15 protein-coding genes are annotated in these 13740 nt (G+C 67.9%); 3 read left to right on the plus strand and 12 right to left on the minus strand.

Translation table 11 applies throughout. The features are described from left to right. Positions 1-28: 28 nt before the first annotated feature. The 10 genes from M3Q35_RS32065 to M3Q35_RS32110 all read right to left on the minus strand — a co-directional run bounded on the left by M3Q35_RS32065 (position 29) and on the right by M3Q35_RS32110 (position 7732). Positions 29-1102 carry a hypothetical protein gene (locus M3Q35_RS32065; protein WP_273936270.1) on the minus strand — a complete coding sequence of 358 codons (1074 nt, stop codon included), beginning with the start codon at positions 1100-1102 and terminating at the stop codon, positions 29-31. Between the two features lie 19 nt (positions 1103-1121). Next, complete coding sequence (locus M3Q35_RS32070; protein WP_273936271.1) at positions 1122-3788, minus strand: putative alpha/beta hydrolase; 2667 nt, start codon at positions 3786-3788, stop codon at positions 1122-1124. Positions 3789-3793: 5 nt separating this feature from the next. Further along, positions 3794-4129 (minus strand): DUF2563 family protein, encoded by a 336-nt coding sequence (locus M3Q35_RS32075; protein WP_273936272.1) that lies wholly within the window; start codon positions 4127-4129, stop codon positions 3794-3796. 32 nt (positions 4130-4161) lie between these two features. Further along, positions 4162-4497 carry a hypothetical protein gene (locus tag M3Q35_RS32080; RefSeq protein ID WP_273936273.1) on the minus strand — a complete coding sequence of 112 codons (336 nt, stop codon included), beginning with the start codon at positions 4495-4497 and terminating at the stop codon, positions 4162-4164. Continuing rightward, complete coding sequence (locus tag M3Q35_RS32085; RefSeq protein WP_273936274.1) at positions 4497-4745, minus strand: hypothetical protein; 249 nt, start codon at positions 4743-4745, stop codon at positions 4497-4499. Before M3Q35_RS32085 ends, M3Q35_RS32080 begins: the two co-directional genes overlap by 1 nt. After that, positions 4742-5917: a hypothetical protein gene (locus M3Q35_RS32090; RefSeq protein ID WP_273936275.1), complete on the minus strand. Its 1176-nt coding sequence runs from the start codon at positions 5915-5917 to the stop codon at positions 4742-4744. The genes M3Q35_RS32085 and M3Q35_RS32090 overlap by 4 nt, the downstream gene beginning before the upstream one ends. Then, entirely contained in the window at positions 5917-6267 is a 351-nt protein-coding gene (locus tag M3Q35_RS32095) for a hypothetical protein (RefSeq protein ID WP_273936276.1), read from the minus strand. The genes M3Q35_RS32090 and M3Q35_RS32095 overlap by 1 nt, the downstream gene beginning before the upstream one ends. A 71-nt stretch (positions 6268-6338) precedes the next feature. Beyond that, a complete protein-coding gene (locus M3Q35_RS32100) occupies positions 6339-6635 on the minus strand; it encodes a hypothetical protein (protein WP_273936277.1) in 297 nt (98 codons plus the stop codon). A 13-nt stretch (positions 6636-6648) separates the two neighbouring features. Continuing rightward, positions 6649-6981, minus strand: coding sequence for a hypothetical protein (locus M3Q35_RS32105; RefSeq protein ID WP_273936278.1), 333 nt, complete (start codon positions 6979-6981; stop codon positions 6649-6651). A 196-nt stretch (positions 6982-7177) separates the two neighbouring features. Next, positions 7178-7732: a hypothetical protein gene (locus M3Q35_RS32110; protein ID WP_273936279.1), complete on the minus strand. Its 555-nt coding sequence runs from the start codon at positions 7730-7732 to the stop codon at positions 7178-7180. Between the two features lie 9 nt (positions 7733-7741). On the opposite strand from M3Q35_RS32110, the gene M3Q35_RS32115 reads away from it, so the two are divergent. The 3 genes from M3Q35_RS32115 to M3Q35_RS32125 all read left to right on the plus strand — a co-directional run bounded on the left by M3Q35_RS32115 (position 7742) and on the right by M3Q35_RS32125 (position 11036). Further along, entirely contained in the window at positions 7742-10168 is a 2427-nt protein-coding gene (locus tag M3Q35_RS32115) for a putative alpha/beta hydrolase (protein ID WP_273936280.1), read from the plus strand. Positions 10169-10257: 89 nt separating this feature from the next. Then, positions 10258-10602, plus strand: coding sequence for a hypothetical protein (locus M3Q35_RS32120; protein WP_273936281.1), 345 nt, complete (start codon positions 10258-10260; stop codon positions 10600-10602). 86 nt (positions 10603-10688) lie between these two features. Further along, a complete protein-coding gene (locus M3Q35_RS32125) occupies positions 10689-11036 on the plus strand; it encodes a hypothetical protein (protein WP_273936282.1) in 348 nt (115 codons plus the stop codon). On the opposite strand, the gene M3Q35_RS32130 is transcribed toward M3Q35_RS32125, so the two are convergent. Together M3Q35_RS32130 and M3Q35_RS32135 are read right to left on the minus strand one after the other, a co-directional pair. Further along, positions 11033-11962, minus strand: a complete 930-nt coding sequence (locus M3Q35_RS32130) for a hypothetical protein (protein WP_273936283.1) — start codon at positions 11960-11962, stop codon at positions 11033-11035. The genes M3Q35_RS32125 and M3Q35_RS32130 overlap by 4 nt on opposite strands. Positions 11963-12006: 44 nt before the next feature. Next, on the minus strand, positions 12007-13740 hold the full coding sequence (locus tag M3Q35_RS32135) for a putative alpha/beta hydrolase (protein ID WP_273936285.1): 1734 nt from the start codon (positions 13738-13740) through the stop codon (positions 12007-12009).

The following is a 13740-nucleotide window of genomic DNA, read 5'->3' on the forward strand; positions in this document are numbered from 1 at the left end:
GGCGAGCGTTACAGGCTGTAGCACGGGGTCAGGAGACCTTCTTGGTCGCGGCGACCTGGTCGTGAAAGGTCACCTTGGCGTCGAACGGCGTCGGCGGTGGGCTGAGTACGGCCACCCCAGGGGAATCAGCCAACGGGGTGATGCCGGGCGGCAGGACGAGGCGATTGCCGTCGGCGGTGGGCCAGGTCAAGGCGATCACGCGGCCGGAAGGCAGGTCGAGGGAGAAGACGCCCAGGGTGTCGGAACTGGCCGCGGACGGGGTGGAGAACGTCGGGGCGGCGGCGCTGTCGGGCCGCCAGACCAGGCTGATCACGTTGTGCTGGTCGGCCGGGTCCCAGTTCAGCTCGATGAGCTTGCCTGGACCGGCGGCGGGGATGGTCAGGGGATGCGTTGCCTGGGTGGCGACACTGGTCACGCCGGCGGGCACGGCACCGGAGCAGGTGTTCAAGCCACGCAAGGCATCGAGCAGAGCGGCGTTGCTCGTGGGATCCATGCCGAAAGCCAACGACGAGCCGAGATCGACGTAGTCGCCGACCCGGGAGTCGGTGTGGGTCACCTCGAAGCCGCCGGCCGAGCACTTGGTGAAGGGCGCGCGGTCGGTGACGAAGTCCTTGACGGGCAAGGCGGATCCGCCGTTCAACGCGACGCTCTTGACCTCGGTCGACACCAGATACCGCCCGGCGCAACAAGGGGAGCGCACCGGGCGCACGTCCTCGGTGCTGGGCGGATAGTTGTAGCGGCTCGACGCGGTGACGGCGAGCTGATCGACCGCGGGACCGCTCAACTCGACCTGCCAAGACTGCGAAATGCTGACGGGCTGCACGGCGGCGACGGCCAGCACGGTGCCGTCCAGCCGGCCGGCCCACAGCAGCCAAGACTTGTCGATCTTGGATCCATCCGGCATCGACCAGGTCGCCAGCAGTGAGCTGACCTTCTCACGCAAGGCCTGGTCCTGAACAAGATCGCCTCGGCCGGGCCACTTCGCGGCTCTCGGGATCCCCACGGTGATCGCGGCCGGCTCGACCGGGGTCGAGGTGCAGCCGGAAGCCAACAGGACGACAACGCTGAGCAGAACCACCGCGCGGCGGAGCCGGGACAACATCGATCCTCCGGACTTTCGGTCAGTTGTGGCGCTTCCACGGCGGAACGTAGTAGTTGCCGGGGTCGGCCGGCACGCGCGACTCGAAGAGCCGGTCGACCTTGCCGTCCTTGGACACATTGTCGCCGTACAGCAGACTGCGCGCGCTGTTGTCGTCGTGCCATGGCGAGTCGTGCACCGGTTCGTAGTAGTAGGAGCCGTTGGCGATGCTGTCGCGGGCCTCGTTGTAGGCATCGAGCTGCACCGGAGCGTCGTGCCCCTTGGACCACTGCTGATAGCTCGCCACGGTGAGATTGTGTTGGGCCTCCAGCAGGTCGCTGCTCGGCGTGATGTCCTTGTACGGCTTGAGGATCTGATGGCCGCCACTGTCCAAAGTGAACAGATCTGTGGTGCCGCGGCCGGTGTTCGCGGGCAGCACGCCGGCCTCGCTCGCGGCGGACAGCAGGAAGTAGTCGCGCCGGGCGTCCTTGTCGATCTCGTGTTGGTTGAACAGGTCCTCGCGCTGCTTCGGCGTCTGGTCGGGATCCGGCGGCGGTGCGGTGAAGACCTTGTCGATCAACGGGTTGATGACCGCGCTGCCGACGGCGGTGAACGGCGACAGAGTGCCGCCGGAGGCGAGGTTCACGCCCTGGACCGCCCCGGTCACCACAACCTTGCTGGCCAGGTCCCACGCCCAGTCCCGACGTTTGGCGGCCTCGGCCGCCGCCACAGCCTGATCGTGTTTGGCGCCGGTCTGATCCAACGCGTACTGGTAGTCGGCGGTGGTCATGGCGCCGTCGATCCGGCCGGCGGCGTTGAGCGCGGAGTCCACGTCGACGCTGGTGCCGTGCTTCAGGGCGTCGACCACGAGGCCCTTGCCGTAGTCGATGGCCGCGGCATGGAAGCGGGTGGCGTCACGGTCGCCGGTGCCGGACACGAACTCCAAGTAGCGGGCGCGGTCCTCCGGAGAGAGCTGGACGCCAACCCCGGAGTCGTTGCCGAAGACGTCATGCATGTGCGCTTCGGCGTCGGACGGGGTGCCGGTCGTGACGTTGCGGCCGAAGGTGTCCATCCAGTTGATACCGGTGTCGACCACGGCATCCTTGACCCCCTGGGACATCCGGTGCAGGTAGTCGTCGCGGTCGGCGCCGACCTCCTTCATCACGGCAAGAGCGGCCTTGGCCTGGTCGATGGTGCCGCCACCGGTCTTGGGATCACGGTCGGTGCCACCGTGCACGACGTCGGCGGCGCCGTGGTCGTCCTGCCAGTTGAGGCCGAGCAGGGTCTGCCGGTCGTGGGTGTCGAGCAACAGCTGGGACGAAGCGGCGTCGTTGCGGCCGACGACGGAGAGCAGGTGGCTGGCGGCGGCGTCCGAGGTCTGGGCGCGTAGCGCGTCGTAGGCCTGCTGGCTGCTGGGGCCTCGGCTCAGCGCGTCGGAACCGTTGGCGGAGATGGCATTGAGGTCCTGCTTGACGCGGATGGCCTGCTCGCCGAGCTCCTTGGTGAACTCGGTGCCGCCGTGCACGGTCGACGCCTGCATGAGGTCGGAGAAGCCGTTGAACCGGCCGAGCCCGTCGACGGCCATGTGCTGAGGATCGCCGAAGTCGTTGAGATCCTTGTTGGGCCACAACAGACCCGTGTCGGGATCACGCCAGCCGACCGGGGTCTTGGCCAGGTCCTGGACCGCCTTGGGCATCTGACCGAGGCCGGTGTGTCCGCCCTTGTCCGGGTTGGACAGGTTCATGATGCCGTCGGCGATGGGGCTGACAACCTGCCGGCTCAGCCGCGCGGCGGCGTCGTCGTTGGTCTCCGTGGGCAGGCCGTCGGGGCCACGGCGGTGATCGGCCATGGACGGGGCGGCATCGCGTACGTACTGGGGAAGTTTGGCCAGGTTGTCGGCGCCGACCTCGTTGTACCAGGCGTCCAGGTACGCCCGTTCGGCGTCGGTCAGCCTGTAGCCGGCGGCCACCCGAGCGTTGAGCAACGCGACGGTGCGCTCGCCCTGCTCGATGGCCTCGATGCCGTCCTTGCCCGCCGGCCGGCCGAGCGCGCCGTTGACCAGGCCGGCGTCGGCCTTGGCCTGGTCCACGCTCAGCGCCGCGCCGCCGGGCCCCTCCTGCGCCCCGTCGGGCGGGATGTATCCCATGTCGGCCAACGACTTCAGGTGCCCGGCCAGCCCCTGCTCGTAATCGTCGACCATGCCCTTCACCGCGCCGCCGTGCGCCTTCACCTGGGCGACGGCCTTGGCGACGTACTCGTCCATCAGCGACTGCCGGTCGGACGGATCCATGGCCTGGTGGTACTGGCGCACGATGGACCGGTACTCCGATTCGATGCCGCCGATCTCGCCTTCCAACGCCGTGACCTCGGACTTCGCCGAGTTGGTCTTGGTCTCCAGATCGCCGGAGATGGCCCCGAGCAATTTGGCGATGTTGGACAGTTTCTCGCCGTTGTTGCCCAGCTCGGCCCGGGTCTGCGCGACGTTGGCGGTCATGTCGTAGGCCGGCGCGCCGTTGACCGTGTAGTGCTCGGCCTTCAGCCGGGACGCCTGGCCGGCCAGCTCACCGGCCTCGGCGGCGTCCCCTGACGCGCCGGCGAACGCCTGGGCCAGCTGGTTGATCTCGGCCGGGTCCCCCGCCGTCAACTTGTCTCGGAGGCCCCAGGGATCCACTCCGGCCCGCTGCGCGAGATCCTGGTAGCTGAAGGACATTCTCGTCAGCCCATCCCGTCGGCAACGCTGCGGACCACGGCCTCGTTGGCCACCGTGGTGGTCGTCGTGGTCAGTTCGTCGCCCAGCTGCGCGGTTTTGTCGGCTCGCTGCCCCTGGTCGTCACGGTCACGGGCGGCGGAGGTCGCGCCCTGGATGTGGTGCTCGTGGGCCGTGCCCAGCGCGGCCGCGAACGACCCGGCCGTGGCGACGTCGCCGAACGGGTGCGCGGTGACCGACTCGCCGCCGAGCTTGCGGGCCACGCCGTCGGCGGCGGCGCTGGACTTCCGGTCCCGGTCGGCCCCGTCCCGCAGGCCGTCGGAGTCGTACCTCAGGTCGGACATGGGAATCCTTGCTTCCTCGGCCGGGAAAGCGGTCAGGACATGCCGTCGGCGACACGGCGCACGGCGGCCTGGTCGGCAACTGTGGTGGTGGCGGAGGTCAGCTCGTCGCCGAGGGCGGCGGTCTTGTCGGCGCGGCCGCCCTCGATGTCGCGCTGAGTGGAAGCGTTGGTGGCCCCGGTGATGTGGTGCTGGTGGGCTTCACCGACAGCACCGGCGAAGGAACCGGCGTTGTTGACGTCGCCGAAGGGATGCGCGTCGACGGAGACGCCGCTCAGGGTGCGGGCCGCGCCGGCGGCGGCCTCCCCGGACTGGCGGTTCTTCGAAGCGCCGTCCCGGAGGCCGCCGGAGTCGTACTTCAGGTCGGACATCAGCGGTCCTCCCCCAGGACGCCGCGGGCGGCACGCTGGCCGCTGGACCACACGTCGTCCTCGACCAGCCAGTCGGGGTTCTCGCGGACCTTGGTCTTGTCCTTCTCGCCCTTGCCGGCCTGCATGCCGGGCACGTACCCGCGCTGGCCGGAGCCCTCGGATTCCGCGGCGCCGGCCGCGGCGGCACGGGCGCGAGCCCTGGCCGCGGCACCGGCACGACCGGTCCACGTGGACTCGGGTTCGGTCAACCCGCCACGACGAGCACGGGATCCGGAGCTGCCGACACCGCCGCCGACACCGGCCTGCATCGGTGGCACGTAAGGACGTCCCCCTGCTGCGCCTCCTGCATGGCCAGCGCGTTGGCGGCGTAGGCCTTGGCCGCCATGGAATTGCTCGCGGTCTGGGCCAGCTGTGAGTACGCCGGGTTGGCCGGGTTCAGACTCGGCGGCACCGCGCCGCCGAACAGCGGCTTGCCGCCCAGGGAGAACACCGGGTCCACGCCGACGCTGCCGCCGCCACCGCCCAAAGTCATCGAGCCGGGCGTGCCGCCGGACAGACCCTCAAGGCGGGACGAGTACTGCGTCACGTCGCCGAAAGGCTTGCCGGTGACCGGATCCACCCAACGCCCGCTGGTCGGGTCGTACTCCTGGCCGCTGCTCGGGTCGATCAGGTAGCCGGTCCGCGGATCCTTCACCCAGCCGGTGAAGTCCTTGCCGTCGGAGCCGACCACCGACGAGTGCGGGTAGTCCTGGTTGCCCGGCGGCACCGGCGGATTCTGCTGGTTCTCGTCGGTGAGGATCGGGCGCTGCTGCGTCTCGGTCGACGACGTCTGCTGCGTGGACGTCGTCGTGCCGGCGGTCCGACCGTTGGAGCCCGAACCGTCCGAAGTGGACGTCGTCGTGGGCGTGGTGGATCCGGTGCCGCCGTTGGTGACGGGCGCGGGCGCCACGGTGCCCGGGTTGAACGCGGTGTAGGCGGCGGACCACTTGTCGATCTGCGGATTGAGCACGGCCGCGCCCTCTGCCTCGGCCGCCTTCATGCCGTTGACCTTGCCCATGGACAACGCGTCGTCGGGGCCGACGATCTTGTCGATCTTCTGCGAGACCGTGGCGTACTGCTCGTGGGCCTCCATCTGGGCGCTGCTGCCCACGGCGCCGGCGTTGGCCAGCCCGGTGCCGACGGTGTTGGCCTGGTTGGAAACCTGGGTCATCCAGTTCGCGACCGGCGTGGCCCGGGCACCGAAGTTCTGGTACGGCGTGCCCTGCTGCGCGGTCACCATGTCGGAGGTGCCCTTGAGCTGGTCGGCGGCGCTCTGGCAGGCGGCGGCGAAGTTGCGCCACGTGTCGGCGACCTGCTTGAGGCTGTAGGGCTGGCCGCTCTGGATGATGTTGTAGGCGTCGTAGAAGTCGTAGTCGGCCATCAGCGCGGTCCGTTCGGGGCGCCGCTGTTGGCGGCGTGGGTGGTGTCGGCGTTGGCCTTGATCGCCATCTCCCGCGCGGCGAGGGTGCGCGCGGCCAGGTCTTCCATGTCCAGGCCGACCTTGGACAGCTCGGTCCGCAGCGACGCGAGGACGTGCGAGAGCCGCGTCTGTGCGCTCGCGCCGCCCTCGATCTGGCCGAAGGCACCGGGCGGTGCCAGCGCGTTCTGCAGCTGCTCGAACAGCTTGCTGCCCTCGTTCTGCTGCTTCAGGCGACTGGCCGCGTCGTTGAGCAGGTCAGGGTCGAGCACGACCTTCTTGTCGTCGGACCACCCGTACAGCTCGTTGCCCATGGATGCCTACCCCTCCCCGCGGGACGCCGACCAGACACCGGCGCCCCAGTGCCCGCGTCGGAACGTCCCGGTCAGCCTCGAATGACGTTGCTCATGTTCCGGTTGGTCTCGGTGGCGATGTCGCCGACCTTGCCCACCGCCAGCTGCTGCGAGTTGAGCTGCGCCGTGTACTGCTCGGTTTTGCGGTGGTACTCGTTGGTGCGGTCCTGCAGCGAGGAGCCGGTCAGCGCGTCGAGCGCCTCGGACACCGTGCTGGACAGCTTGCCGCGCACGCCCTCCCAGACACCGTCCCAGTCGGACTGGTGGCCCCGGGTCGCCGCGGCGACCTGGGCGATCTGCTCGGTGTTGAACTCGATGTAGTCGGTCATGTCCGAATCCCCCTCACATTCCCTGCGCGACGCTGGTGCTCAGGCCGCCGGGCGAGCCCTGCTTGGCCGCCTGGGTGGCCTGGTCCGATCCGGACAGCGCGGTCTCGCGCAGCCGGCCGAGATCGGTCTTGAGCTGGCCCAGCACCTCGGCCAGCGCACGGCCGCCGCCGCCGAGCTGGTCGAACGTGGACGCGGTGACCTGGCCCGCCGGCGCCTTCATCGCGGCCTGGCTCAGGCCGGCCTGGTCGAGAATCTTCTTCGTGATGCCCTCCATTTCGGACACCGCGTTGTTCACGACGTTCTCGGCCGCCTGCACGGTGGCCAGATCGATCTTCGGACCGCTCACGGAGACCCTCCCTGTACTGGTCTGACGTCGGTGAGACCGCCCCACTCCCCATTCATGACGGCAGTCGGTCAGACGAACCGAGCGCCGGGTGCGGTTCCCCTTGCCCGTGAAGTCACTGTAGAACGACTCGGCGAACGGCGGAGTCGTTTTCGTCAACTCAGGGGAGTGAACACTACTCTGAGTAGCCCTCAGAAGATCAATTATGGGTGATGGCGCCACACGAATCGATGAACAGACGATTGGCCGTGCGCAGCCGCTCGAAGGCCGGCACCAGCCCGGCAGCGTCCTTGGCCTTGGCCACCTCGCCCACCGCGGTCATCGCGGCCATCAACTCGTCGATGTCGTGGTAGACCGGGTGCGCGGTCGGCACGCCGGCCTGTTCGAGGGCGGCGCGCTGGCCCGACGAACTGGCGATGTTGTCGGGAATCGCGGCCTGCATGTCCTGCCAGCCCGCCTCGCTGACCGTGCGACCCTTTTTCACCTGGTCGTAGTATCCGGTCAGGCCGTTGACCAGGCCGTTGCTGTAGATGTTCGCGGTACAGATGCTGTTGGGGAACGGGCCGACGCCGGGCGGCAGGGCCAGGTTCCGGCTGGTCGTCGTGGTCGTGGCCGTGGTGGTGGTCGGCGCGGCCGAGGTCGTGGTCGACGTGCTGGTGGGGCCGGCCGTGCCGGGATCGCCGGTGCAGGCGGCGAGCAGGCCGCCGAGGACGAGTGCGGTGCCGACCACTGCCAGCTGCGCCGTCTTGACCATGAGGCCAGTGTGCCAGTGGGTGACGGTTGCGCCGATCGGCGGCCGGGTGACTCTTCCTCCCCTATCCTCGGACCAGCTTCGGGACGAGAGGCCGCGACCATGAGCCTGATTTCCAATGACGAACTCGCCCAGAAGGCCGGATTCGACCCGTGGAAAGAGCAGGCGCAGCTGGCCAAGGGCGATCCCGCTCAGGTAGAGGGGCTGGCGGCGGCGTTCTACAAGGCCGGCGGGGACATGACCACGTCGAACTCGTACCAGCAGAAGGCGCAGCACTACGTCGGCGAGGGATACCAGGTCAACGGGGCCTCGCCGGTGGATTTCGACGCACAGGCGGCCGGTACGAAGACCAGCCCGGAGCACCTTCAGCAGATCGGGAAGACGCTGGACAGCGTGGCCGGCGACCTGGACGGGGCCATCAGCAAGGCGACGTCCGAGGTCAACGGCCTGAACGGCGAGCTGGCGTCGATCGAGCAGCAGTGGGTCGGTTTCATGCAGCAGACCGGCCATCATCTGCCGCCGGAAGATCGCGAGGCGGCACGGAACGATTTCATCAATCAGGCCGTCGCCGCCGTGAAGGCGCATGGCGGCACCGTGCACGCCGTGCTCACCGGATACGAGGAAACGCTTTTCGGCGCGCAGAAGACGATGGCCGATCTTGGTTATGTGCCACCCAGCCAGCTCGAGGATCTCGGCGCCGACGCCGACGCTTACGTGAAGAATCTTCAGACGTTGGCCAAGAAGTACGCCGACGAGCTCAAGAACAACCACTCGCTCGACGAGAACTGGGCCAAGGACGCGCACAAGGTTGCCGGCGAGATCGCGCCGTACCTGGACGATCCCTATTTCTCGTCGGCTTTCTACGGTGAACTCGGGCCGCAACTGAGCCAGATCCTGCCAAACATGCTCTATGCCAGCGGCAGCCACACCGCCGCCGAAGATCTCAAAACCTTCAGCCACGCCTTCGGCACCGCAGTCTCCAATGCCAATGACGATCCCGGCATGAAAGCCGTCGCCGACCAGTTCCTCGTGCCGCCGCGCGAAGCCGCCACGTCCTGGAGCAGGGCCGCGATGGCCTCCAACGGCCACTTCCCGCCCGACTGGCTCGCCCAGGCCGCGCGGGCCAACGCCCTCGACGAGTTCGCCCACCATGGCGCCGAGGGCTTCGGGGGCATGGGCTTCCGCGGCGGTCCCGCCGGCTCTTTCCCTTACGACGTAGGCGTTCCCGACGACGTCGTGGCCGCGTGGACCCAGGACCTGGGCGGCAACCCCGTCGCCGCCCGCGAAGCCTTGGCCACCATGGGCCAGCCCGGCACCGACGTGCACATCCACGGCGATCCCACCGCCGCGTACCAGGACAACATCCACAAGCTCGTCCAGTACGGCAAGGACGACAGCACCGGCTCCATCGCCCACGGCTACGGCGCCGCCTTCGAGGCCGCGGCCGGCGCCGACAACGAGACCGACGGCAGCCACAGCCCCGAGGCCGTGACCTTCGCCAAGGCCCTGTTCAACGACATGGCCCACGACAGCAAGGACGTGCCGCCGATCGCCGCCCAGAACTTCGCCAAGATCGGCGGCTCCTACGTCCAGGAGATGGCCGCCGGCCGTCACTCCGAAGGCGATCAGGTCACCGATGTCGGTCAGTACGACCGCCTCGCCGGCGACAACGCGGCCTTCGACGTCCCGCCGGACGTCGCTCAGAGCTTCATGAAGACCTTCGCCGGCAACGAAGAAGCGACAAAAATCTTCGACTCGGCGGCTGGAGAGGCCGCGCACCACGCGATGCTGGCCGGCGCCCAGCTCGACGGAGACCTGCTCAAGCAGGGGAAATCGGCGATCGGGCTCAACCACGCGGCAGAGGCGTATGGATCGGTGTCCGGTTCGGAGAACAGCGCAGCGGTGGCAGTCGTCGGCAAGCAAGTCGAAGATGACGAGCACGCAAAGGAGATCATGAAGGGCATCCTGTCGGCCGGTGTCGACATGATCCCGGCCGGCAAGCTCGCCGAGGCGGCGGGCGGAGCGTTCCTCAAGGTCTCGGACTCGGTGTGGGACGCCATGAAGCACACCACGAACATGGGCCTGGAGCACGTCTACGGCGCTCCATCGGGTTCCGAGCAACAACTTCATGAGTTGAAGGACCAGGGTCACCAGGTCGCCATGGTCAGCGACTACGAGCGCACCGCCGTGCTGCAAGAGGCCGGCTATCCCGGCACCGACAAGATCCCGCCCGAACTGTTGGACGGCAAGGGGCACATGCTCAACGTCGCCCAGGTCATGAGCGACGAAAGCTTGAAGAAGGCGTACTACGACTACATGAACGGCGCGGCCCACCATGGACAGGGCACGCTCGGCGAAGGGGCATCGGTCTACGACATGACCGCGAACGCGGCCAACAGCTACGTCGGCGGCTACCAGAAGGCGGATAAGTCTGAATGACTTGGAGCACGAGGGCAATCGCGGCCACGCTGACCGTCGTATGCACCGCCTGCAACGCGCAGTCCACGCCGCGCGATGACACGACGACCGTGCGATCGGGCATCGAGGCGTTCGGCCGGGCGCTGGTGCAGATGGGCTATCTGGCGTTCTCGCCGGACGTCTATATCGGACAGTGCAAGGACACCCATTGGGCGGCGGTGAGGTGGTCGGCACCGGTGATCGCACAGCTGGCGAAGGAGAACCAGTCCAGCGCTGAAGAGAACGTGCTGTCCAGGGCCGATCAGACGATCAAGCTCGACGAGATCCGTTTCATCCAACGGGCGAACGACGAAGATCCGGCCCAGATGGCACAGACCAACGACCACGCGACGGTGCTGACCGTCACTGTGCCCAGGGCGGAGTACGTACGAGTGGGCGGATACGCCTCATGCTGATCCGACGAATTCTGGCACTGGCGGCGGTAGTTGCTGTGGCCGGGTGCTCCAGCCCGCCACCTCCGCCAAGGGATGACCGGGCGGCGGTGCGGGCGGCGATCGAAAGGTTCGGCAAAGAACTGTTGCTGCTGGGGGACATCAAGTCGGTCCCGGCGGTGCAGGTCAGCGACTACTGCCCGACGGCGCACTGGGTGTCGGTGCAGTGGTCGGCGGATCTGCCGAAGCAGCCGGGAGACCTGGCGCCGGTGGAGATCGAGAAGAACGTGATCGGACAGGCGCTGAGCTCGATCAGGCTGGACGGGGTGCGGGTGGTCAACGCCAAGGACTACCCGGAGGAAATGGCGGTCGCGCAGACCACGGACCATGCGACGATGCTGACTACGACAGTGCCACGGGCCGAATACGTGCGGGTGGACGGGTATGCCTCCTGCTAGTGGTAGGTGAAGGTGTAGGACAGCGAAGCGGCGAAGCTGCCGGGCTGGCCGAGGGTGGCGTCTACGGTGACGGAGACGTCGTAGAACTGGTTCTTCAAGCCGGGCAAGGTCTTCTTGACGTGACCGGTGCCGTCCCACACGGAACCGGGATCGACGCCGAGGGCGGGAGCGTCGGCGGCCAGAGCGGACTGGGCGTCGGCGATGCTGCTGGAGGCCAACGAGACGACGGTCTGGGTGGCGGTGGAGTCGACGCTGCGGACGGGGCGGGTGATGACGCCGGCGGGCAGGGTGAGGCGAACGGCCAGAGTGGTGTTCCACGCGGGCTGGACGCGGGCGGTGGGAAAGCCGTCGCGGAAGGCGAGTTCGGCGCGGGAAGGCCGATGGGTGAGGTCGATGGGGAAGACGCCGTCGTGCACAACGGCATCGATGGCGTCGTTGTGGAACTGGTCGATGGTGAAGGTGTAGTTGACGCCGACCGCCCCATCGTCGTAGCCGATGATCTCGACGTAAGCGGCGAGCCAACCGTGGACGAAGCCGTCGACGACGCCGGAGCCGATGGTGCCGGAAAGACGGGAAATCTGCTCCTCCATCTCGGCAGTGGGCAGACCGAGGGTGGGTGCGTCGCCGAGCAGGCTCTGGAGGGCCTGCTCGGAACGGTCGAACTTTCGTTGCACGACAATGTGTTGCGGCGGCAAAGGCGTGTTCCCGGTGAAGTCGCCGCCGTCGGCGGTGATGACAAAAGCGGGAATGTGCAGCGTCCCGGAAGGCAGCACGACGGTGGTGGCCAACGGATCCGCGCCCTGACGCTGGTAGGAGCGGTCGTTACGGCCGTCGGCGAAGGCGAAGTCGGCCCGGGTGGGCTTGCGGGTGAGATCGATGGTCGCCTTGTTGTCGTGCACCAGCGTCGGCGCGACGGGGGTTCCCACGGTGCAACCTCCAAGCAGGAGAAGGAGAAGAGCGGCCAGCCACCTCATGACCACGGCCAGTGGAAGCGAATGTCGGCATCGACGTCGACGTCCCAGTCCTCGAGCAGGTGCTCGGCCAACTGCGGCCATCGGTGCTCAAGACGCTGATCGGCCACCCGGTCGGGCACGGGCGACGCGACGATGGCCCGCGCCTGGTCGGGATGCTCGGCCAGCAGCTTCTGGTACGCCGGCAGGGTGTCATGGGTGACGTAGTCCCACCGATGGTCACGGTCGGCCACGTTGAACGAGGGCAGCGGCGTCTTCACGTGGGCGCCAACGGTTTCGTCGGCGAACAGCCCGGGAACGGTGACATCGCCGCCGATGGTCAGCGGCTTGTACTCCCCTGGGGTATGCGTTCCGGGAATGGACGCCTGCCCGGCGACGGTCATGCCGTAGGTCATGGCCCTGCCGACGACACCGTCATGGTTGTACATCTCGTCGTACTGCTTGGCGATGACCTGGTTCTGCTCGCGGTAGAGCAGATCGGTGTTGCCGTGCTGGATCCGCGCCGGGTCGCCGCTGCCGATGTCGCTCCACGCGTTGGCCGCGCGGTCGTCGATCAGCCCGGCCCGGCGCATCTCGTCGATCGCCCCGGTGCCGCCGTTGAGGTACGCCTCGTGCATCGAGCCCTGGTCGATGAAGATGTGCTTCTGCATGGCCAGGAACTTGTTCTCGAACCAGCCCAGCTCGTCGGCGCTGAGGTTGGCCCCGGCCGACGCCAGGTCCCGCAACTCCGGCGGCAGCGAGTTGATCTTGTCGGCCAGCCCGCGGGCGAAGTCCTTCATGCTGTCCAGGTCCATGAAGCCGCCGGCGAAGGACGGCCCGATCATGTTGGCCATGCCGGCCCACTGGAGCTCGGGATGGTCGAGGAACAGCTTTCCGTAGAACTTGTAGACGTTCATGATGTTGCCGAGATTGCCGTCGACGCCGGCCTTCGGATCCCACTTGCTCAGGTCGATCCCGGCGTCGTCGGCCGCCTTGACCAGCCAGTACTGCTGCAACAGGGCGGCGTAGCGCTTGGGGTCGACACCGTCGGCCCGCGCGGCGTCCAACAGCTTCTGCAACGTTGCGAGATCGGTGGGCAGGTTGGGGTTGATGCCGCCGTTCAGCTCGCCGTCGACGTTGTCCAGCTTCAGGTCGAGCACGTTCGGGCCCTCTTGCAGGGTGGCCGACGGCACGTAGCCCAGGTCGCCCATGCTCTTGAGGTAGCCCATCAACGCGATCTCGTAGTCGGTCACCAGCTTGGTCACCTGAGTACCACTCGACTTCACCGCGGCGACGGCCTTGTCCAGGAACTCCTGCCGCGCCGCCTGCCGGTCATCGGGCGGCAGGTGGTGACCGATGCCCTGCATGAACGACGTGTAATCGCCGCTGAGGCCGGACAGCGTGCGCTCCAGACTGCCGACTTCCTTGACGGCGCCGCCGGTCTGCCGGTCGAGGTCACCGGCGACGTTGGTCAGCACCTTGGCGATGGCGTTGAGGTGCTCGGGCGTCTGCTTGGTGCCGCGCGCCTCGGCGTCGAAGTCGACCGGCGACGAGCCGTTCACCGTGTAGCCTTCGCCGACGTAGGTCTGCGCCTGCTGCTTGGCCGCGTTGGAGTCGGCCATGTCGCCGCCGGCGCTGTAGAACGCGGCGGCCAGCGTCTCGATCTGCGCCGGATCGCCGGCCTTGAGCTTGTCACGCAACGCCCAGGGATCGACACCGGCCTGAGCCACCAGTTCAGCATGTGAGAACGTCAC

The organism is Kutzneria chonburiensis (genome assembly GCF_028622115.1).
In the GTDB taxonomy this organism is placed as follows: Bacteria; Actinomycetota; Actinomycetes; order Mycobacteriales; family Pseudonocardiaceae; genus Kutzneria; species Kutzneria chonburiensis.